Origin of the sequence: Halomonas campaniensis (assembly GCF_014193375.1) — a bacterium.
In the GTDB taxonomy this organism is placed as follows: Bacteria; Pseudomonadota; Gammaproteobacteria; order Pseudomonadales; family Halomonadaceae; genus Halomonas; species Halomonas campaniensis.
In genome coordinates this window covers 1-19,035 of sequence record NZ_JACHZF010000038.1, presented here as the reverse complement: position 1 = coordinate 19,035, position 19,035 = coordinate 1, and the positions used below count along the sequence as shown (strand labels likewise).

Below are 19,035 nucleotides of genomic sequence, written 5' to 3'. Positions count from 1 at the left end.
CCTTGATGTTTCAGTGACTGGTCACCGACACATCGACAAGCGCCCACATGAATTACCTGATCGATTGTTAAAGAGCGGCTCCGGGCTCGATGAAAAGAGCGGAGCGTCTCGCTTGCTGTCGTGGCCGCGAATCCATGATCCGGCGGGTCTCGCCAGCGCCCTGCGAGGAAGGCGTATTCTACCGATTCGCTTCAGCGTGTCAAGCAGTGACTGGCGAAGCGAACTTGCCGTATCTGCCGACCGCCCCACCCTATCGAGGTGACTGCGATTCGTGTGGGGCGCATTCTACCGAATCCGCGGTGACTGTCAAGCGAGGTGTTTTCGAAAACCCCAAGCAGAACAACCACTTCTCCCACTTTTCACCGCCTGCAACGTTGCCCGTCGCCGGCAGCGGATGCGTACTTTACGGACTTCCCCGGGACCCCGCAAGCCCTTCCGGTAAAAAAATTGGTTCTTGGCACATCAGCGTGACAGCTGAGTAGTAGGAGGGCAGCTTTGCTGCGCGACGGCGCCGCCAGGCGCCCGACAAAACCGCCTGGCGTCATGCGAGACCTGAGGGAGGCCTTCGGCCTCCAGTCGCGATGCAGAGCCGGGACGCCGGACCGACCCCTCCTACAGGCAGAACCACGCCAAGGTGCGATGTGCCAAAAATTTCAGGAAGGAGCCGAACCATTGAGAGGGCCGATGCCGGCTATCCACAAGATGCCGCGGCCAGCCCCCTGTGGATGGCCCTGTACAGCCCCCGTCGATAGCCTCACGGCGAGGCGGGACGGCTGGCCCGGTCGAGCAGCGAGAGGATCGAGCGGTAGGGAATGCCCCCGTGCTGGCTCAGGCCGATCTCGCAGGTCCGCGAGTTGGAGTAGCCGGCGCTGCACTCCGCGACCTGCTCGGCCAGCCCCGCCAGGGCCGAGGCATTGAGCTCGGGCGTACTGAAGCCCTTGTCGCCGGCGAAGCCGCAGCAGGTGATCTCGGCGGGCACCACCACCTCCCTGGCACAGGCCCGCGCCAGCCCGACGAACTTGTCGGCAAGCCCCATGCGGGTGCTCGAGCAGGTCACGTGCACCGCGACACGCTCGTCCACCGGCGTCACGGCGAGCCGGGGCAGCAGGTGGTCGTGGGCGAAGGCCACCGGCTCCAGCATCTCGAGCCGCTCGTCCAGGGTCTCGCGCATCTGCAGGGTGCAGGGGCTGGTGTCGCAGAGCACCGGGTAGCGGCCGTTCTGGCTGGCCAGCAGCAGCTCGCGGTTGAGCTCCCGTGCCTTGTGGGTCGCCTCGTCGAACTGCCCCTTGGACTGGAAGGCCATCCCGCAGCACAGGTGACCGATCATCTCCGGCAGGATCACCTCGAAGCCGGCCTTCTCGAGCAGCGACAGGGTGATCTCCATCACCGAGCGAGACTCGGCGTCGCGGCGCGTGGCACCGAAGACCCGTGTCGCACAGGAGGGCAGGTAGACCACCTTGTCACGCCCCGCATCGGCGGCGGCCCCACGCTTGAGCACGCGGATCGGTGCCGCCTGGGGCAGTGCCGGTGTCCACTGGGGCAGGCGGTCGCCGCTCAGCCGGCGGGCCCCGGCGCTGGCCTTGCCCATCAGGTCGTCGCCGAGCACACGGTTCGCCGCGCCGGCCACGTTCAGGGCGCCCCGTGCCACGCGGGTGGCGCCGGAGAAGTGCCGCCCGACCCGCCGGGCCAGGCCGGCCCGCTCGGCGAGCCGCTCCCGACGCAGCTCGCGGACCAGGTCGCCGGTGTTGATGCCGACCGGGCACTGGGTGGCGCAGAGGCCGTCCGCCGCGCAGGTCTCGTCGCCGGCATAGCGGTAGTCCTGGCGCATCGCCGCAAGCCGCGCCGACTCCTCGTCGGTGAGCCGGTCGCCCAGCGCCTCCAGCCGGGACATCTCCCGGGCGATCACGATGCGCTGCCGCGGCGTCAGGGTCAGGTCCTTCGAGGGACAGACATGCTCGCAGAAGCCGCACTCGATGCACTTGTCGACGATCGGGTCCGTCGCCGGCAGCGGCTTGAGGTTCTCCAGGTGCAGCGTCGGGTTGCGGCTGAGGATCACCTCGGGGTTGAGCAGGTTCTCGGGATCGAACAGCGCCTTGATCTCCCACATCAGGGCGTAGGCGTCGGGGCCCCACTCCAGCTCCACGTAGGGGGCCATGTTGCGCCCGGTGCCGTGCTCGGCCTTGAGCGAGCCGCCGTACTCCACGCCGACCAGCTGGGCCACCTCGTCCATCAGCGCCTGGTAGCGCTCCACCTCGCCGGGCTTCTCGAAGCCCTGGGGAAAGACGAAGTGCAGGTTGCCCTCCAGGGCATGGCCGAACAGGATCGCCTCCTGGTAGCCGTGGCGGTGGAAGATGTCGGTCAGCGCCAGCACCCCCTCGTCGAGGCGCTCGATGGGAAAGGCCACGTCCTCGATGATCACCGTGGTGCCGGTGTCGCGTACCGCCCCCACCGCGGGGAACAGGCCCTTGCGGATCTTCCAGTAGAGGGCGTAGCGATCGGCATCGCGGGTGAAGGTGACCGGCTCCAGGGTACGGATACCCTCCAGCGTCCCCTGCACCTCGTCCATGCGCGCGGCCAGGTCGGCATCGTCGTGGCCGCGTACGTCGATCAGCAGCGCCGCCGCCCCGTCGGGGAGCGTGCGCAGCACCTCGGGCATGCCCGCCTCGCCCTCCACGGAGCGCAGCGCGGCGCGGTCCATCAGCTCCACCGCCGAGACCGGCGAGCGCTTCAGGGCGATGGTCGCGCGACAGGTGGTGGCCATGTCGGGGAAGAAGGCCAGGGCCGCGGCCTTGTGCGGCTCGTCCACCACGGTGTCGTAGGTGATGGCGCTGATGAAGCCCAGGGTCCCCTCGGAGCCGATCATCAGGTGCTTGAGGATCTCGATGCCGTCGGTGAAGTCCACCAGGCTGTTGAGGGCATAGCCCGTGGTGTTCTTGAGCCGGTACTTGTGGCGGATCTTCTCGGCCAGCGCCGCATTGCCCCGGGTCGTCTCCGAGAGGCGCTCGAGCCCCGCCAGCAGGTCAGCGTGGCTGCGGCGGAAGGCCGCCACGCTGTCGGCATCCGCGGTGTCCAGCAGGGCGCCGTCGGCCAGCACCACGCGGATGTCGCGCACCGTGCGGTAGCTGTTCTGGGCCGTGCCGCAGCACATGCCGGAGGCGTTGTTGGCGGCGATGCCGCCGATCATGCAGCTCGCGATGGACGCCGGGTCCGGCCCGATCTTGCGGCCGAAGGGCCCCAGCAGCTGGTTGGCCCGGGCCCCGATCACCCCGGGCTGCAGGCGGATCGCCCGGCCCTCGTCGAGGATCTCGTGGCCCCGCCAGCCGCGGCCGAGCTGGATCAGCACCGAGTCGGTCACCGCCTGCCCGGAGAGCGAGGTGCCGGCAGCGCGGAAGGTCACCGGCAGGCCCCGGGCCCGGCACTCCGCCAGGGTCAGCTGCAGCTCCCGCTCGCCTTCCGGACGCACCACCAGCCCGGGAATCAGCCGATAGAAGCTGGCGTCGGTGCCATAGGCCAGGGTGCGCAGCGGATCGTCGATCAGCCGTTCGGCGGGAATCGTGCCCGCCAGGGCCGCCTTGAGCTCGCGGAAGGCGACGGCGTTGGATTCAGGCATCGGGCGACTCCTGGGTGGTTCCCGCGTGACGCACCAGCACCACCAGTTCGCGGGGGCCGTGCACGCCATAGGCGAGGGTCTGCTCGATATCGGCGGTCTTGCTGGGCCCGGAGATCAGCAGCGCATTGGTGGGCATTCCCTTCGCCCAGCCGTGCTTCTCGACCACGTCGAAGAAGGTGTCCTCCAGGGTCTCCGCATCCAGCACGGCGATGTGCAGGGAAGGCACCAGGCTGATCAGCCGGGGCTCGTCGGGCGTCGGCCAGAGCCACAGGCTGCCCGTCTCGGCGATGGCGCCGAGGGTCGAGGTCAGGCCGGCGTCGACCGTCTCGAACTGCTCCTGCTGCCAGGTCTCGATCTCGCGATCCACGTCGACCAGCTCCACCTCGGCATCGGCAAGGGCCCGGCGCGCCTCGGCGGCCACCGGGTGCTCCTTGCCCAGCGCCAGCCGGCGCACGCCCTTGTCGGCCAGGACCTCCGCCAGGGCGGTGGTCCAGCTCTCGCGGCTGGCATGGACCACCTCGCCGTGTACCGAGCCGATCAGCCGCTCGAAGCGCGCCAGGCGCTCCTCGGGGCCCCAGCCGCGATTCGTCACCACGGCAAAGTCGCTCTCGGGGGCGCTCAGCGGGCCATCGAGTCGCTCGCGCAGCCGCTGGAGGATGTTGTTCCGGGCACTCATGAGCGATTCTCCCCTTCGCTGCCGTCGGTCTGCTGCCGGCGCCGGTGCTGCTTCACCAGGGCGTGCAGCGACGCCCGGGCGGGCTTCGGCGCGGTGCGGTAGTCGGTCCAGGGCGCCAGCTTCGCGGGCATCAGCGCCTGGAGCTTGCCGGCCAGCGCCGTGCCGCTGCGCCAGACGCCGGGATGGGTCGCCATCCACTCGAAGCCCTTCCAGGCCGCGGCCTCCTTGCGGGTGCGCTTGACGCCGGCCCCCGCCACGTTGCCGCGCCCCTCGCCCACCGACTCGCGGCGCAGGCGCACCAGCAGGTCGGGAATCGGGATCTTCACCGGGCAGACCTCGCCGCAGGCGCCGCACAGGCTGGAGGCGGTAGGCAGGTCCTTGGTCTCCTCCAGGCCCATCAGGTGCGGCGAGAGGATGCTGCCGATCGGCCCGGGGTAGGTGGTGCCGTAGGTATGCCCCCCCACCCGGGTATAGACGGGGCAGTGGTTCATGCAGGCGCCGCAGCGGATGCAGCGCAGGGTGTCGAGCAGCTCGTCGTCCTGGTAGATGCGGGAGCGGCCGCTGTCCACCAGCACCAGATGCACCTCCTTCGGCCCGTCATGCTCGCCCTCCTTCCTCGGCGAGCTGATCATGTTGAAGTAGGTGGTGACGTGCTGGCCGGTGGCCGAGCGGGTCAGCAGCGCATAGAGCGGCGGCACGTCGCGCAGGTGCTCCACCACCTTCTCGATGCCGGTCACGGCGATGTGCACCGGCGGCACCGTGGTGGTCATGCGCCCGTTGCCCTCGTTCTCCACCAGGCAGAGGGTGCCGGTCTCGGCCACCGCGAAGTTGACCCCGGAGACCCCCACGTCGGCGGCCATGAAGCGCTCGCGCAGCTGGGCGCGGGCCGCCGCGGTCATGTAGTCGACGTCCCGGGAGCGCTCGGTGCCGGTCTTGTCGTGGAGGATCTCGGAGATCTCGTCGGTATTGAGGTGGATCGCCGGCATGATGATGTGCGAGGGCGTCTGCTCGTTGAGCTGCACCAGGTACTCGCCGAGGTCCGACTCCAGCGCCTCGATGCCGGCCTCCTCCAGGTGGGCATTGAGGTGCATCTCCTCGGAGACCATCGACTTGCCCTTGATCACCGAGCGGGCACCGTGGCTATCGCAGATCCCGCGGATGATCCGGCACGCCTCGTCGCCATCCTCGGCCCAGTGCACCCGGATGCCGTTGGCCTCGCAGTTGGCCTCCAGCTGCTCCAGCAGGTCGGGAAGCTTCGCCAGGGCCCGCAGGCGGATGTTGGCGCCCAGCTCGCGCAGCGTCTCCAGGTCCCAGTCGCTGAAGACATCGCGGCGCTTGGTCATCAGGCCATCCATCGCCTTGCGGAAGTTGGCGCGGATCTGGGGGTTGCCCAGGGCGTCGTGGGCCTGGCGGTGAAATTCGCGCGGCGTGAAGGTCTGTACGCTCATGAGGTCCTCCGCCACAGGTAGCTGGCGATGTGTTCGCCCTTGACCGCCTTCTTCTGCTGCTCGAAGCGGCCGCCGATGTTCATCATGCAGCCGCAGTCGGAGGTGACGAAGCGCGCCGCGCCGGCCGCCTCGATGGCCTTCGCCTTGTCGTCGACCATGGCCCCCGATATCTCGGGGTGGCGCACCGAGAAGGTGCCGCCGAAGCCGCAGCACTCCGCGGCGCGTTCCTGCTCGACCAGTTCCACCCCACCCAGCTGGCCCAGCAGGGCCGGGCCGGTCTCGGCCAGCCCCATCTCGCGCCGGGCGCTGCAGGAGGTGTGCATGGCCACCTTCTCGGGCTCGCCGCGGTCCTCGAGCTGCAGGTGGCAGACGTGGACCAGAAACTCGGTCAGCTCATGGATGCGCCCGGCAACGTCGTTGGCCTGGGCCTCCAGGTCGGTGCCGGCGAACAGCTGGGGGTAGTGCTTGCGCATCATGCCGCCACAGGACCCCGACGGCACGACGATCGGCCAGGGCTCGGGGAAGAGCCCGAGCTGTGCCGCCGCCACCGCCCGCGCCTCGTCGTGGTAGCCCGAGGTGTAGGCCGGCTGCCCGCAGCAGGTCTGGTCCTCGGGAAACAGCACCTCGACGCCCTCCCTCTCCAGAAGGCGAATGGCATCCATTCCGGCTTCGGGGTAGAAAAGGTCGATCAGGCAGGTACCGAAGAAGTAGACCTTCTCCGGTTTCGGCGGATAGCACTTGACTGGCGTCATCGGCAGGATCCTCGGCGGCATTCGGATTGTTGTGCCTCGATGGGAAATTGGTAAAACCAATTGACAGAAAGGCGTGGGCGCACCTTATGAGGCGCCCCTGACAGTGTCAAACCCGCGGCCGGTTTTTTCCTGCCCCATCGCGCTATACTTTGGTATAGCGTATCGAGGCCGCTCAGCAACTCGCTGAAAGCACAGGCAAAGCCCAGACCGCGTGCGGCGCCCCATGCGTCGCCATTATTGGTAATACCAATTCGTTGTCGTACCATACGGCCAGCGCCACAACACTCGGAGGCACCTCGCCATGGCCTACCAGCCCGTCCGCCAGCCCCGGCTCGCCGACGTCATCACCGAACGCCTCGAGGCCATGATCCTCGAGGGCAGCCTCAAGCCCGGCCAGCGCCTGCCCCCGGAGCGGGAGCTGGCCGAGCGCTTCGGGGTGTCGCGACCCTCGCTGCGCGAGGCGATCCAGAAGCTGGCGGCCCGCGGGCTGCTGGTCAGCCGCCAGGGCGGCGGCACCTTCATCACCCAGGAGCTCAACAGCGGCTACAGCGACCCGCTGCTCGAGATGCTGGCCCGCCATGGCGAGTTCCACCTGGACCTGCTGGAGTTCCGCGACGCCATGGAGGGGATCTCCGCCTACTACGCCGCCCTGCGCTCGACGCCCACCGACAAGGCCATCCTGATCAAGCGCTTCGAGGAGCTCGACGCCTGTTTCAAGGGGCGCGACCCGGCCCTGGAGGCCAAGGCCGACGCCGCCTTCCACCTGGCCATCGCCGAGGCCGCCCACAACGTGCTGCTGCTGCACACCATCCGCGGCATCTTCCACCTGCTGGAGCGCAGCATCGTCGACAACCTGGCCCACCTCTTCGAGAAGCCCGATTCGCGGACGACGCTGATGGCCCAGCACCGGGCGCTGCTGGATGCGATCCTCGAGGGCCGCGCCGAGGATGCCCGCGAGCGGGCCCACGAGCACCTGGTCTATGTCGAGGAGGGGCTGCTGGAGGTGGCACGGGCCGAGACCCGGGCCCAGCGCGCCCTGCGCCGCGCCCAGGCCACGCCGGCCTCGCGCCGGGCACCGGCCTCGTGACGAGGGCGGAGCGGCCGACGCGCCTGCCCAGCCGCTGGCGACGCCTGCTGCTGCTGGTGGTGCCGCTGGGGCTGGTTGCCGTGATGTGGCAGGCCGCTCAGGTGGCCCGGGTCCAGGCGCTCCAGGAGCTGCGCCAGGACGCCGAGAACGAGCTGCGGCTCTCGGCGGCGGGGCTGGTCGGCCACCTGTCGCGGCACGACTACCTGCCCCGGCTGCTCGCCTCCCGTGAGGGGGTGCAGCGCTTCCTCGCCTCCCCCGAGAGCCAGGACGCCATGCCGCTCAACCTGCTGCTGGATCGTTTCCGCGCCACCGCCGACGTCTCCGACGTCTACCTGCTCGACCGCCACGCCGACACCCTGGCGGCCAGCAACTGGCACCGCCCCAATACCTTCATCGGCCAGAACTACGCCTTCCGCAGCTACTACACCGACGCCATCGCCGGCGGCCAGGGCCGCTTCTACGGCCTCGGCGTGCAGTCGCTCGAGCGCGGCTACTACTTCTCGGCCCCGGTCTGGCTCGACGACACCCAGCCGGACTCGACCCCGGACGGAGTGATGGTGGTCAAGGTGCTGCTCGACGCCGTGGAGGCGGGCTGGGCCGACCAGGATGCCGAGCTGCTGGTCACCGACGAGGACGACATCATCTTCATGGCCAGCCGCCCGGAGCTGCGCATGGCCTCGCTGCACCCGCTCTCCGAGGACCAGCGCCAGGCCCTGCTGGCGACCCGGCGCTACGCCGACGAACCGCTGACCCACTCCGGCATCGAGGTGGTCGAAGCCCTGGACAACCGGACCCGCCTGGTCGGCTTCTCCTCGGGCCCGCTCGCCGAGAACCGCTACCTAGGCCTCTCCCGCCCCCTGGAGGAACTCGGCTGGGAGATGCACATCCTCAAGCCGCTCTCCCCGGTGATCCAGGCCCAGTGGGTCTCGGCGCTGCTGGCCGGCGGCCTCTACGGCATCGTGCTGCTGGGCGGCGGGGTCGGCTGGCAGCGCCTGCGCCTGCGCCGCGAGCGGGAACAGTTCGCCGAGCGCGAGCGCCAGACCCTGGCCCGCGCCCGCGACGAGCTGGAGCGCAACGTCCAGCGCCGCACCCGGGACCTGGTGGAGACCAACCGCCGCCTCTCCGACGAGATCGAGGAGCGCCGGCGCGCCGAGGACAACCTGCGCCAGACCCGTGACGAGCTGATCCAGGCGGCCAAGCTCGCCGTGCTCGGCCAGCTGGCCGCCGGCATCAACCACGAGCTGAACCAGCCGCTGGCGGCGATCCGCGCCTACGCCGAGAACGCCCGCATCCTGCTCGAGCGCCAGCGCCCCGAGAGCGCGGACAGCAACCTCGAGCAGATCATCGAGCTCACCGGGCGCATGGCCGAGATCAGCGCCCAGCTGCGCCAGTTCTCGCGCAAGAGCGGCGAGAGCCTCACCGCCGTCTCGGTGCCCGCCTGCATCGACTATGCCCTGCGTCTCTTCCAGGCCCGGCTGCGCGACGCCGACGTGAGCGTCGAGCGGCAGTGGCCCGAGGAGGAGGTGTGGGTGCGGGCCGACCTGGTGCGCCTCGAGCAGGTGCTGGTCAACCTGATCGGCAACGCCCTGCAGGCGATGGCCGAGGTCGAGGCCCCGCGCCTGACCCTCTCCATCGAACGGGACGACACCCGGGTGCGCCTCGGCGTGGCCGACAACGGCCCCGGCATTCCCGAGGAGCACCTGGGCCGCATCTTCGAGCCCTTCTTCACCACCAAATCGCCGGGCAGCGGCCTGGGGCTCGGCCTGTCGATCTCGTCGCGCATCGTCGACGACCTCGGCGGCCGCCTGGTCGCCAGCAACCGGCCCACCGGCGGCGCCCTGTTCACCCTCATCCTGCCCCGCGACGACGGCCCGGCCGGCGCCGCGACCCACCGCACCCAGGAGAACGCTTCTCATGCATGACCCGGCGGCCATTCCGGTGATGATCATCGACGACGAGCCCCACCTGCGCATCACCGCCGGCCAGACCCTGGAGCTCGCCGGCTACACCCCGGAGCCCTATGCCAGCGCCGAGGAGGCCCTGGAGCAGCTGCCGCCGGACTTCCCCGGGGTGGTGGTCAGCGACATCCGCATGCCGGGCATGGACGGCATGGCGCTGCTGCGCGAGGTGCGGCTCCGCGACCCGGACCTGCCGGTGATCCTGATCACCGGCCACGGCGATATCTCAACCGCCGTTGAGGCGATGCGCGAGGGCGCCTGGGACTTCCTGGAGAAGCCCTTCGCCGGCGAGCGGCTGGTGGAGGTGGTGCGCCGCGGCATCGAGAAGCGCCGGCTGAGCCTGGAGAACCGCGCCCTCAAGGCCGAGCTGGAGGCGCAGCAGTCGGCCCCGGGGCCGCGCCTGGTGGGCCGCACCCCGGCCATCCAGCGCCTCGCCTCCATGGTCCAGCGCATCAGCCAGGTGGACGCCGACGTGCTGCTGTTCGGCGAGACCGGCGCCGGCAAGGACCTGGTGGCCCGGGCCATCCACGAGCGCAGCCCGCGGGCCGGCCACCCCTTCGTCGCCATCAACTGCGGCGCCGTGCCCGAGAGCACCATCGAGTCGGAGCTGTTCGGCCACGAGAAGGGCGCCTTCACCGGCGCCGTGGAGCGGCGCATCGGCAAGTTCGAGCATGCCAGCGGCGGCACCGTGTTCCTCGACGAGATCGAGTCGATGCCGCTGTCGCTGCAGGTCAAGCTGCTGCGCGTGCTGCAGGAGCGCAGCGTCGAGCGGCTGGGCGCCAACGTGCCGATCCCCCTGGACATCCGGGTGATCGCCGCCACCAAGGTCGACCTCAAGGCCGCCGCCGAGGCGGGACAGTTCCGCGAGGACCTCTACTACCGCCTCAACGTGGTCACGTTGCCGATCCCGCCGCTGCGCGAGCGCCGCGAGGACATCCCGCTGCTGTTCCAGCACTTCGCGGTGGTGGCTGCCAACCGCAGCGGCCTGGAGGCCCCGCCGCTGGATGCCGCCGGCATCTCGGCGCTGCTGGCCCACGACTGGCCCGGCAACGTGCGCGAGCTGCGCAACCTGGCCGAGCGCTACGTGCTGCTGGGCTCCGCCTTCGGCTACCGCCTCGATGCCCTGCTGGAGGGAGCCGAGAGCGAGGCCGGCGAGCTGGCCCTGCCCCAGCAGGTGGAGCTGTTCGAGAAGAGCCTGATCGACCAGGCCCTGGCCCGCCACCGCGGCCGCGTCAGCGAGGTGAGCGAGCAGCTCGGCCTGCCGCGCAAGACCCTCTACGACAAGCTGCGCAAGTACGGCCTCAAGGCCGAGGACTACCGCCAGAGCGCCGAGCCCTGAGCGAGCAGCGCCCACAGCGGCGGCCAGGCCGGCAGCCACGGCAGCAGGTTCACCGCCGCCAGCAGCATCACCAGCGAATTGCCGGGCGAGCGCCAGTCGAAGGGCTTGAGCGCGGTGCCGAAGGAGCGCTTGATGCGCGCGCCGGTGAGGTCGACGCTGTAGAGCTCGTCCAGCGCCAGGTGGATGACGAAGCCCAGCGCCACCGCCACGCCGTGGGCCCAGGCCAGGGTATCTGGCTGGGCGAAGAGCCGCTGGCTGAGCGCCGCGGTGACCAGGCCGCACAGCCCCGCCGCCAGCAGCGAGTGCCACAGGCCGCGATGCACGGTGAAGCGGGCGAACAGCGCGCCGGCCAGGTAGCGCACGGCGAGGTAGATCCCTCCGCAGGCCAGCAGCAGCGGCCCGATGGCCAGCCGGGACTGCAGCAGCAGGGCGCCCGCCACCACCGCCGGCACGGCCAGCAGGTTGAAGATCAGCCGGATGGCCCTGGAGCGGTCGGCGTCGAGATCCGGCAGGATGCCGCCGAAGGTCACCATCGCCAGCATCGGCAGGGCCTGCCAGGCCTCCCACAGGCCCGCCTGCCAGCCGCCATGGGCAACCACGGCGCCGCCGGCGGCGGCCACGCCGAGATGGGTGCGAAAGTCGGCCATGCCGCGGCGAGCCCTCGAATCACTGGATAAATCACCAGATTATCACCGCCAGGGCATGGAAAAACAATGGGTTATAGGATATCTTATACATCTCGTCGTTGAATGAATCCATACCATAAACCTTCAGTTATATGGCAGGGCATCCGGGACAAGAACCTCACTCCATCCTTTCACACCATACTCATAACTTCCATCAAGCCTCTTTTGACCTATAAGCAACTCCTTCCTTGCTTCATCAGAAAGAAGATCAATCGCCCTTTGGATGACAGAGTAATCATAATTATAAGGCTGACGACCACCACCATCAACGTGGAAGCCTGCAGGGTCAAACTTTCTTACACTAGAGATCACTGGTTGGCCCTCTTCGTCTACCTGACCCCACTCATACGGAACATCACTATCTCCTATAAATACAGGAACCCCATCAATCAAGCCTCCAGCACTATCTACAATTACTGGCTTCCCATCATTATCAAAAACAACGCGCGCATCCGAACCAACTCCTTGCTGCTCATATATATCATTTCCCTCTTCGTCAACACCCGTCACCACCGAGGCAATCAAACTACCATCTACCCTATACGGATTTACAAACTCACCCCCAGCCTCAAACTGGACACTGTAAGGAGCAGAAATAATTGCCCCAGTAAAGGGGAGATTGCCGCTACCACTAATGGTATAATCACCCAAAACAACGATCAACCCCTCGAATTCAGGGTTGCCATTAAACTGAACGTCCCCATCTATTATGAGAACCCCTTTTCTATTAAAACCACCAAGTTCGAACAGGGGCTTTTCCATCCTGTCTTCCTCTGAACCAGTAGTATGACCCACATACTTATCCGAATCTCTTATCAAATAGTCATCCCAAACCGGACGAACATATCCAATACCTGAATCCTGACTTTGATTGGTGACAAAATACACATTAAAATCTTCAGGCGCCAAACCCAACCCACCTAAATCAACATCGTTCTTAGCTTGATCACCGGTCAGCCAAACAGGCTCTTTATACGAGCTTAACTCTGAACCGACATTATCTACCGCCGTAACTGCTGCCGTCACAAAAGTATCGAAGTTATCAACTCTTTCGTCCGTCAGGATTGGCGCACTCAACTGCGCTGCGATCCCACCCTTGTAATTACAAAGCGCAGAACTTTGTTGTGTACAAGCGCCGTAATTTCCATCGTAGACTGGATTTCCCTCGCCATCATAGCTTATGACCGACTTGTCGTGAAAAACACCATAGTCAGGATCGTCCGAGTCAAACGGGACGAAAACGGCATCATCAGGAATAGACTGATTGTCCTTAACCTTAAGAATGTTTCTAACAATGGCCTCAGCATCTGCCCTCGACTTGACAGAAATAGCCGGATTGACATATCCATCTATTACTTCACCTGTAATCGTTGCCTGTGAATCAAGCCCGTTGTAATAACTTATGGACCCAGCAAGATTTATAGGCGACAGTGACTCACCAAGCATCACCCCGACGGATAGCCTGACAACCCTCCTGGCGACAAGTGCTTCAGGGAGGGATGTGAGGCTGCCTGATGAAAAATGAGCCCCCCAGTCCTCAACAATCCCCGAATTCACCATCCCATGGACATCAATCACCACCTCCGTGGCATTTTCAATATCATCCTCGGAGCTAAGAGATACAGAATAGCAGCTATTTTCCAATCGACTTTGACCGTTCTCCCCCTGAACGGTCACGCGCAGCTCAACGCACTGACCAAGAAAATCTGGCTCATTTTCACCCCCACCAACCATCCAATCACGAAAGGCGCTTAGAATTTCTTTCATATAATCTTCATAAGACTCATCACCTGGATCAGGGGCCTCAATAAACAAAGCTGGGCCGACCGCTTCCCATACATCAGAAGCACCAAACTCGGCTGCCATCATCGACAAACTTGAAGCACGCTGATTACCCGCCATGGATTCATCTAGACGGGAACCCTGGTAACTGGAAATCCCCAATAGCAATGCAACAACAAGCAGCACCAGCGTTACCACCAAGGCGATGCCTTTTTGCTTATCATGACGACTTCTCATAAGTCACCTCTTGAAAACTATGGGCGCGCACAATTGTTAAATGCCATACAGCGTAACGCCACCACAAACTCGAAACTTTCATTTCCATCAGGTTCACCTGGCATTTTCTGAAAAGAAACTTGCGACTTGACGTGCGTGCCTTCATCGGTAAAAGACGGCACAGCAGAGAGGCCTGAAAGGAGTGGATTACTGACTCCAAAGCCACCATCATTAGCGGCAACATCCCTGCAATCGACTGAAATAGATATCACGCCTTCTGAGTATGAATACCTAGCTCCATACAGATCTTCACCCACACAGTAAGGGTCACCAGACCGAGCACCGTAATATGCTAACTCAAGCACACCCTCGCCAGCTTCTACTACTTCCGCGGCCGTCCTTATATCAGTAGATAAAAAATCAAAAATGGCTCTCAGGGACTGCTGTCGGTCAGCAAGCACCTCAACTTGATCAAAACTTCTTTTTGATATTACAAAAACTTGACTAGCACCCAGCAGTACAAGAAGACCAATCACAAGGGCAATCATGAGCTCGACAAGAGAAAACCCACGACTAGCACCTGGGACAAAGTTCCCAGGCGGACAATCAGAAGCACCCAAGTTACTTGCCTGGGAGTTTCGCAAGAAAGACAAGGGTCGAAACTTCTTCATCAATGAACCTTTCATCGCTCCATCCTAAGAGAACCCTGAACGCACAACCTTCCTCCGCGAGCCCCAAGGAAGAATCGACTTGCAGCTCATTGAAGTAAGGCCGCCAAGCAGCTCCCCAGTTTTGAACATGGGCAAGCTCTGATGAGTCCTTAAAAGGACACACCATACTATGAACCATCATCTCAACCCAAAGCCTCTCCTCTGCGTCCTGTGCAGCAACCACGGCTATAGAGCGCTGATAGGAAACATGAGCGCTCTGCACGGCCTTCAGTTGCATCGCTGCAACTCCCAGCAAACCGATAGCCAAGACCAAGAGGGCCACTAATGCCTCTATCAGTGTAAAGCCAAGCTGGGGGCGCTGACTTTTTGAATCACTCATTAGAAATCACCTCACAATCACCACTTGAAGCAACCCCGGCCATATTTATACACAACGCCCTGTTATCGCCCGCATATGCAAGCTCAATCACCTCAGCCTGCGACGGCCTTCCAAGCTGATTGTAATTTATGATCTTCGCCTCAGACAAGACTACTGGAGAGGAGCGTTCATCAACAATTTTAACGCACCACATATTTTGAGAAGGATCAGCGCAATCTATTGTAGTCAGCCCAGAAGCTTGGAGCCTTTTTACCTCCAGCAACCACCCACCTCCACTTTCTTCAGGCGTGACTTCAACCCTGACCACCTCTCTTCTCTTGACTGCCTCCGATCTCGCCACATTCAGACCCGATAGTAGAGAGTTATGAGAAGAGGATAAGTGGCCGCGCTCCACGAAACTCTTGAAATTAGGTACGGCAATAGTCAATATGACAGCAAGCACCGCAATCGTCACCAAGAGCTCAATCAAGGTAAAGCCCCCTTGAGCCTCATGCCTTCTACCAGCAATCATCTCTATCCCCTGAAGCTTCTCGCTCTCCACGATGTGTTAAACTCAGATTACCGCAGCCAGAATCCCTGCTTGCCTGAGGCTCTTGGGCTTCTGCCACTATCCGATAACCGGAGGACGTAATAAAGTCACCGGCCGGCTCAGGGTCATTTCCATCCCAACTGCTTGGTTCATTAACAATGTAAAAGCCACTCTCTGAGTCTCGCGGGAAAGCATTGCAGCTCGAATAGTCATTATTTACCGTATAGCAGCGCTCCAATTGCCCGGCGACTTCCATGAGCACTGCCTTTGCTTCTGTCCGTCTAGACTCGGTCACGTAACGCTGATAGCTGGGAATCGCAATCGACGCCAAGATCCCGATCACGGCTACCGCAATGAGCAGCTCGATCAGCGTAAAGCCGGCGGTGCGCCGGGTGCTGCCTGTGGGGCCCTGGGGCCTGAGTCGGGTGCTCGGATGGGTCACGCCGCGCCTCTCCTGCTTTCGTTACGTTTGGTTTCAGTATGTAGCACAGTCGGGCTTCCTGCTAGGGCTCGGGGTCAAGAATCTCACCCCGGGTGAATGACCGCTCACCTGCCATCTCACGCCTCACCTGTCCCGGTGAGGCCTCGCCCGCCCTGCCAATACAATCACTTGGCGGCCACGGGCGGGGAAAACAGAGCCCATGACGCCATTCTTATGGAATATATGGATTCCAATTAATCACTTTTCATTATAACCAGGCTGCGATAGAACGTGCCCCACCTCCCCACCCCCTGATCGACAGGCATAAGACGACATGACTTCCAGGAAGGTACTGCCGCTTCTCCTGCTGGCGGGGCTGGCGCCTGCCCAGGCGCTGGCCACCAACGGTTACTTCTCCCACGGCTACGGCACCATCAACCAGGGCATGGCCGGTGCCGGCACCGCCCTGGCCCAGGACAGCATCGCCGCGGCCACCAACCCGGCCGGCATGGCCTTTGTCGGTGACCGCTTCGACATCGGCGCCGAGCTGTTCTCTCCCCATCGCGAGTATGCCGTGCAGGGTGGCGGCGAGCCGCAGCCCGGGGCCTTATACCTGATGCCCGGCAGTCGCAAGAGCGAGAACCGCGCCTTCCTGATTCCCCACGCCGGCTACAACCGCCAGGTCACCGAGACTCAGACCCTGGGCGTCTCGGTGTTCGCCAACGGCGGGATGAACACCGAGTATAGCGGTCGCGACATGGGCACCTTCTTCGCCGGCAAGGCGGGCGTGAACCTGGAGCAGGCCTTCATCGCCCCCACCTGGACCTGGCGCTTTGCCGAGCGGCACGCCATCGGCATCTCCCCGGTGATCGCCTACCAGCGCTTCTCCGCCACGGGCCTTAGCAGCCTTGCCGGCTTCTCGTCGGACCCGGCCGCGCTCTCCGACAACGGCACCGACGATGCCTGGGGCTACGGCCTCCAGCTCGGCTGGCAGGGCCAGCTGACCGACACCCTGCGCGGCGGCCTGAGCTTGCGAAAGGTGCTGAAGATGGAGGAGTTCGACGACTACCGCGGGATCTTCGCCGAGCAGGGGGATTTCGACATCCCTCAGATGTTCCACGCCGGCCTGGCCTGGTCGGGGATCGAGGACCACTGGCTGCTGCTGGACGTGCAACATATCCGCTATAGCGAGATCGCGAGCGTGGGCAACCCCTTCGCCTCCCCCGGCCGGTTGGGCGACGATGATGGCGCCGGCTTCGGCTGGGACGACATGACCGTGGTCAAGCTGGGCTGGCAGTGGCAGCAGACCACGCAGCAGGCCTGGCGGGCCGGCGTGAGCTACGGCGAGCAGCCGATCCCCGACAGCGAGGTGCTGTTCAACATCCTGGCACCCGGGGTGCAGCAGTGGCATGTCACCGGCGGCTTCACCGCGAGCTCACCGGCGGGCTGAGCGTCTCCGGCATGGCCTTCTACTCGCCGGAGGAGACGGTGCGCGGCGAGAACCCGCTGGGCCCGGGCCAGCAGGTCGAGCTGAGCATGTACCAGCTGGGCGCGGCGGTGAGCCTGGGGTGGCGGTTCTGATCCACCATCTCTGATCTACCATCGCTGCGCGATGGATCGCGCTGCAAGCAGCGCTCCTACAGCGGTCTCCTCGGCACAGGCCCACAGGGCGCCTGACGGCGCCTCACCGCTGCGCGGTTCATCCGTGACCATGCTCACGAATGTAGCGCTTGAGAGCCTGGTCGATGCGGCGCTGCCAGCCTTCCCCCTCTGCCTTGAAGTGTTCAATCACTTCCGGGGATAAACGAATCGATGTCTTCACCTTCGTCGGCGAGCGCTGCTTGCCGCGCTGGCCAATGGTGCGCTGAAGGTCACCCGGCAAGACCTCCGACATCGGACGCATACGCTTCACATCGGCGTCGGTGAGTTCGCGAACCTCGCCGTCCTTATCCGTGAGTCGCATTTTCATAGCGGCGCACCTCCCGTGGGTTGGCCTTCCTCAGGCTGATGACTCGAATCCCGTCCTCGATCGGTGTAAAGCAAACCACGTGGACACGCAGGCCAATCTTCCCCAAGGCGATGAACCTTCGCTCCGGGTACTCGAAACGGTTGTCTTCCGAGAAGACCGCACCCTCCCATTCAAAGCGCTCCACCACCGTGAAGGGTAGGCCGCGATCCCGTTCGTTCCGAGCGCTCTTGACGGGATCGTAGTCGATGATCATATTTTTTATTGTATGGACAAAAAGAGACGAAGGAAAGTTCTCGCGAGCGAGTCGATAGCCTGACCGCCTGCCTCACCATCAACAACGCCGCCGTCATGGCCATGACGGCGGCGTTGTTGTTCCGGCGTTGCGGCAAGGCTACTCGCTGACGATGACCCGCTCGCGCAGCTCCCGCGGCATCGAGAAGGTGATGGTCTCGGCGCGGCCGTCGAGCTCCACCGGGGCGGCGGCGCCCAGCGCCTTGAGCCGATCGATCACGCCCTGCACCAGCACCTCGGGGGCGCTGGCACCGGCGGTGACGCCGATGGCGCTAACGCCCTCGAGCCAAGTCGGGTCGACCTGCTCGGCGTTGTCGATCAGGTAGGCCGGGGTGCCCACCCGCTCGGAGAGCTCGCGCAGGCGGTTGGAGTTGGAGCTGTTGGGGCTGCCCACCACCAGCACCAGGTCTGCGCCTTCGGCCAGCTCGCGCACGGCGTCCTGGCGGTTCTGGGTGGCGTAGCAGATGTCGTCCTTGCGCGGCCCCTCGATCTCCGGGAACTTGGCGCGCAGGGCGTCGATCACCCGGGCGGTGTCGTCCATGGAGAGCGTCGTCTGGGTGACGAAGGCGAGCCGGCTCGGGTCCTTCACCTCCAGCCGGGCGACGTCCTGCTCGTCTTCCACCAGGTAGATCGCGCCGCCGTGGGAGGTGTCGTAGCGCCCCATGGTGCCCTCCACCTCGGGGTGACCCTCGTGGCCGATCAGGATGCACTCCTGGCCGCGCTTGGCGTAGCGCAGCACCTCCAGGTGCACCTTGGTGACCAGCGGGCAGGTGGCGTCGAACACCTTGAGGCCGCGGCGCTCGGCCTCCTCCTGCACGGCGCGGGAGACGCCGTGGGCGGAGAAGATCACGATGACGTCGTCGGGCACCTCGTGGAGCTCCTCGACGAAGATGGCGCCGCGGCTGCGCAGGGTATCCACCACGAAGCGGTTGTGGACCACCTCGTGGCGCACGAAGATCGGCGGGCCGAAGACGTCCAGCGCCCGGTTGACGATATCGATGGCGCGGTCGACGCCGGCGCAGAAGCCGCGGGGGTTGGCCAGTTTGATCTGCATGAGTCTCTGCCTTGATGCGTCAGGGGCATCTGCCTGTTGATTCGTAGGGGGCTGAACGCCGGGCGAAGCCCAGCTCCTGGTATGGATTGACCCGTCAAGGGGTCGGTTGTCTCTGTTGCATGTGGTCATCCTCAATGCCTTCGGATCAGGAAGCGAGGGGCTATCAG

The 19,035-nt window shown here is 64.7% G+C and carries 18 protein-coding genes; 5 read left to right on the top strand and 13 right to left on the bottom strand.

Features of this window, described 5'->3' with window-relative positions; genetic code table 11:
• Positions 1–754: 754 nt before the first annotated feature.
• The 4 genes from BDK63_RS17355 to BDK63_RS17340 are packed head-to-tail and all read right to left on the bottom strand — an operon-like array spanning position 755 to position 6,486.
• The gene (locus BDK63_RS17355; protein ID WP_183334280.1) at positions 755–3,610 is read right to left on the bottom strand and encodes an FAD-binding and (Fe-S)-binding domain-containing protein; all 2,856 of its coding nucleotides are present in this window, start codon (positions 3,608–3,610) and stop codon (positions 755–757) included.
• On the bottom strand, positions 3,603–4,286 hold the full coding sequence (locus tag BDK63_RS17350; protein WP_183334278.1) for a LutC/YkgG family protein: 684 nt from the start codon (positions 4,284–4,286) through the stop codon (positions 3,603–3,605). The genes BDK63_RS17355 and BDK63_RS17350 overlap by 8 nt, the downstream gene beginning before the upstream one ends.
• Positions 4,283–5,734, bottom strand: a complete 1,452-nt coding sequence (locus BDK63_RS17345; RefSeq protein WP_183334276.1) for a LutB/LldF family L-lactate oxidation iron-sulfur protein — start codon at positions 5,732–5,734, stop codon at positions 4,283–4,285. The genes BDK63_RS17350 and BDK63_RS17345 overlap by 4 nt, the downstream gene beginning before the upstream one ends.
• Positions 5,731–6,486, bottom strand: a complete 756-nt coding sequence (locus BDK63_RS17340) for a (Fe-S)-binding protein (protein ID WP_183334274.1) — start codon at positions 6,484–6,486, stop codon at positions 5,731–5,733. Before BDK63_RS17340 ends, BDK63_RS17345 begins: the two co-directional genes overlap by 4 nt.
• 301 nt (positions 6,487–6,787) lie before the next feature.
• Here BDK63_RS17340 and BDK63_RS17335 point away from each other — a divergent pair, with 301 nt between their 5' ends.
• The 3 genes from BDK63_RS17335 to BDK63_RS17325 are packed head-to-tail and all read left to right on the top strand — an operon-like array spanning position 6,788 to position 10,870.
• Entirely contained in the window at positions 6,788–7,573 is a 786-nt protein-coding gene (locus BDK63_RS17335; protein WP_183334272.1) for a GntR family transcriptional regulator, read from the top strand.
• On the top strand, positions 7,570–9,495 hold the full coding sequence (locus tag BDK63_RS17330) for a sensor histidine kinase (RefSeq protein ID WP_343065341.1): 1,926 nt from the start codon (positions 7,570–7,572) through the stop codon (positions 9,493–9,495). The genes BDK63_RS17335 and BDK63_RS17330 overlap by 4 nt, the downstream gene beginning before the upstream one ends.
• The gene (locus BDK63_RS17325; protein ID WP_183334270.1) at positions 9,488–10,870 is read left to right on the top strand and encodes a sigma-54-dependent transcriptional regulator; all 1,383 of its coding nucleotides are present in this window, start codon (positions 9,488–9,490) and stop codon (positions 10,868–10,870) included. Before BDK63_RS17330 ends, BDK63_RS17325 begins: the two co-directional genes overlap by 8 nt.
• On the opposite strand, the gene BDK63_RS17320 is transcribed toward BDK63_RS17325, so the two are convergent.
• The 6 genes from BDK63_RS17320 to BDK63_RS17295 all read right to left on the bottom strand — a co-directional run bounded on the left by BDK63_RS17320 (position 10,846) and on the right by BDK63_RS17295 (position 15,575).
• Complete coding sequence (locus BDK63_RS17320) at positions 10,846–11,517, bottom strand: metal-dependent hydrolase (protein ID WP_183334268.1); 672 nt, start codon at positions 11,515–11,517, stop codon at positions 10,846–10,848. The two genes, BDK63_RS17325 and BDK63_RS17320, sit on opposite strands and share 25 nt — an antisense overlap.
• A gap of 123 nt (positions 11,518–11,640) precedes the next feature.
• Complete coding sequence (locus tag BDK63_RS17315) at positions 11,641–13,575, bottom strand: PilX N-terminal domain-containing pilus assembly protein (protein ID WP_183334266.1); 1,935 nt, start codon at positions 13,573–13,575, stop codon at positions 11,641–11,643.
• A 17-nt stretch (positions 13,576–13,592) separates the two neighbouring features.
• Positions 13,593–14,240: a PilW family protein gene (locus BDK63_RS17310; RefSeq protein ID WP_183334264.1), complete on the bottom strand. Its 648-nt coding sequence runs from the start codon at positions 14,238–14,240 to the stop codon at positions 13,593–13,595.
• A complete protein-coding gene (gene pilV, locus BDK63_RS17305) occupies positions 14,176–14,604 on the bottom strand; it encodes a type IV pilus modification protein PilV (protein ID WP_183334262.1) in 429 nt (142 codons plus the stop codon). The genes BDK63_RS17310 and pilV overlap by 65 nt, the downstream gene beginning before the upstream one ends.
• A complete protein-coding gene (locus BDK63_RS17300) occupies positions 14,597–15,145 on the bottom strand; it encodes a GspH/FimT family pseudopilin (RefSeq protein ID WP_183334260.1) in 549 nt (182 codons plus the stop codon). Before BDK63_RS17300 ends, pilV begins: the two co-directional genes overlap by 8 nt.
• Positions 15,102–15,575, bottom strand: a complete 474-nt coding sequence (locus BDK63_RS17295) for a type IV pilin protein (protein WP_183334258.1) — start codon at positions 15,573–15,575, stop codon at positions 15,102–15,104. The genes BDK63_RS17300 and BDK63_RS17295 overlap by 44 nt, the downstream gene beginning before the upstream one ends.
• Before the next feature lie 313 nt (positions 15,576–15,888).
• Here BDK63_RS17295 and BDK63_RS17290 point away from each other — a divergent pair, with 313 nt between their 5' ends.
• Positions 15,889–17,004, top strand: coding sequence for an OmpP1/FadL family transporter (locus BDK63_RS17290; protein WP_221202671.1), 1,116 nt, complete (start codon positions 15,889–15,891; stop codon positions 17,002–17,004).
• Positions 16,959–17,135 carry a hypothetical protein gene (locus BDK63_RS18440; RefSeq protein WP_221202674.1) on the top strand — a complete coding sequence of 59 codons (177 nt, stop codon included), beginning with the start codon at positions 16,959–16,961 and terminating at the stop codon, positions 17,133–17,135. Before BDK63_RS17290 ends, BDK63_RS18440 begins: the two co-directional genes overlap by 46 nt.
• Before the next feature lie 118 nt (positions 17,136–17,253).
• Here BDK63_RS18440 and BDK63_RS17285 read toward each other — a convergent pair whose 3' ends face one another.
• From BDK63_RS17285 to ispH, 3 genes are all read right to left on the bottom strand, one after another.
• On the bottom strand, positions 17,254–17,523 hold the full coding sequence (locus BDK63_RS17285; protein WP_183334256.1) for a BrnA antitoxin family protein: 270 nt from the start codon (positions 17,521–17,523) through the stop codon (positions 17,254–17,256).
• Complete coding sequence (locus BDK63_RS17280; RefSeq protein WP_183334254.1) at positions 17,501–17,776, bottom strand: BrnT family toxin; 276 nt, start codon at positions 17,774–17,776, stop codon at positions 17,501–17,503. Before BDK63_RS17280 ends, BDK63_RS17285 begins: the two co-directional genes overlap by 23 nt.
• A 138-nt stretch (positions 17,777–17,914) precedes the next feature.
• On the bottom strand, positions 17,915–18,868 hold the full coding sequence (gene ispH / locus BDK63_RS17275; protein ID WP_183334252.1) for a 4-hydroxy-3-methylbut-2-enyl diphosphate reductase: 954 nt from the start codon (positions 18,866–18,868) through the stop codon (positions 17,915–17,917).
• Positions 18,869–19,035: the final 167 nt, after the last annotated feature.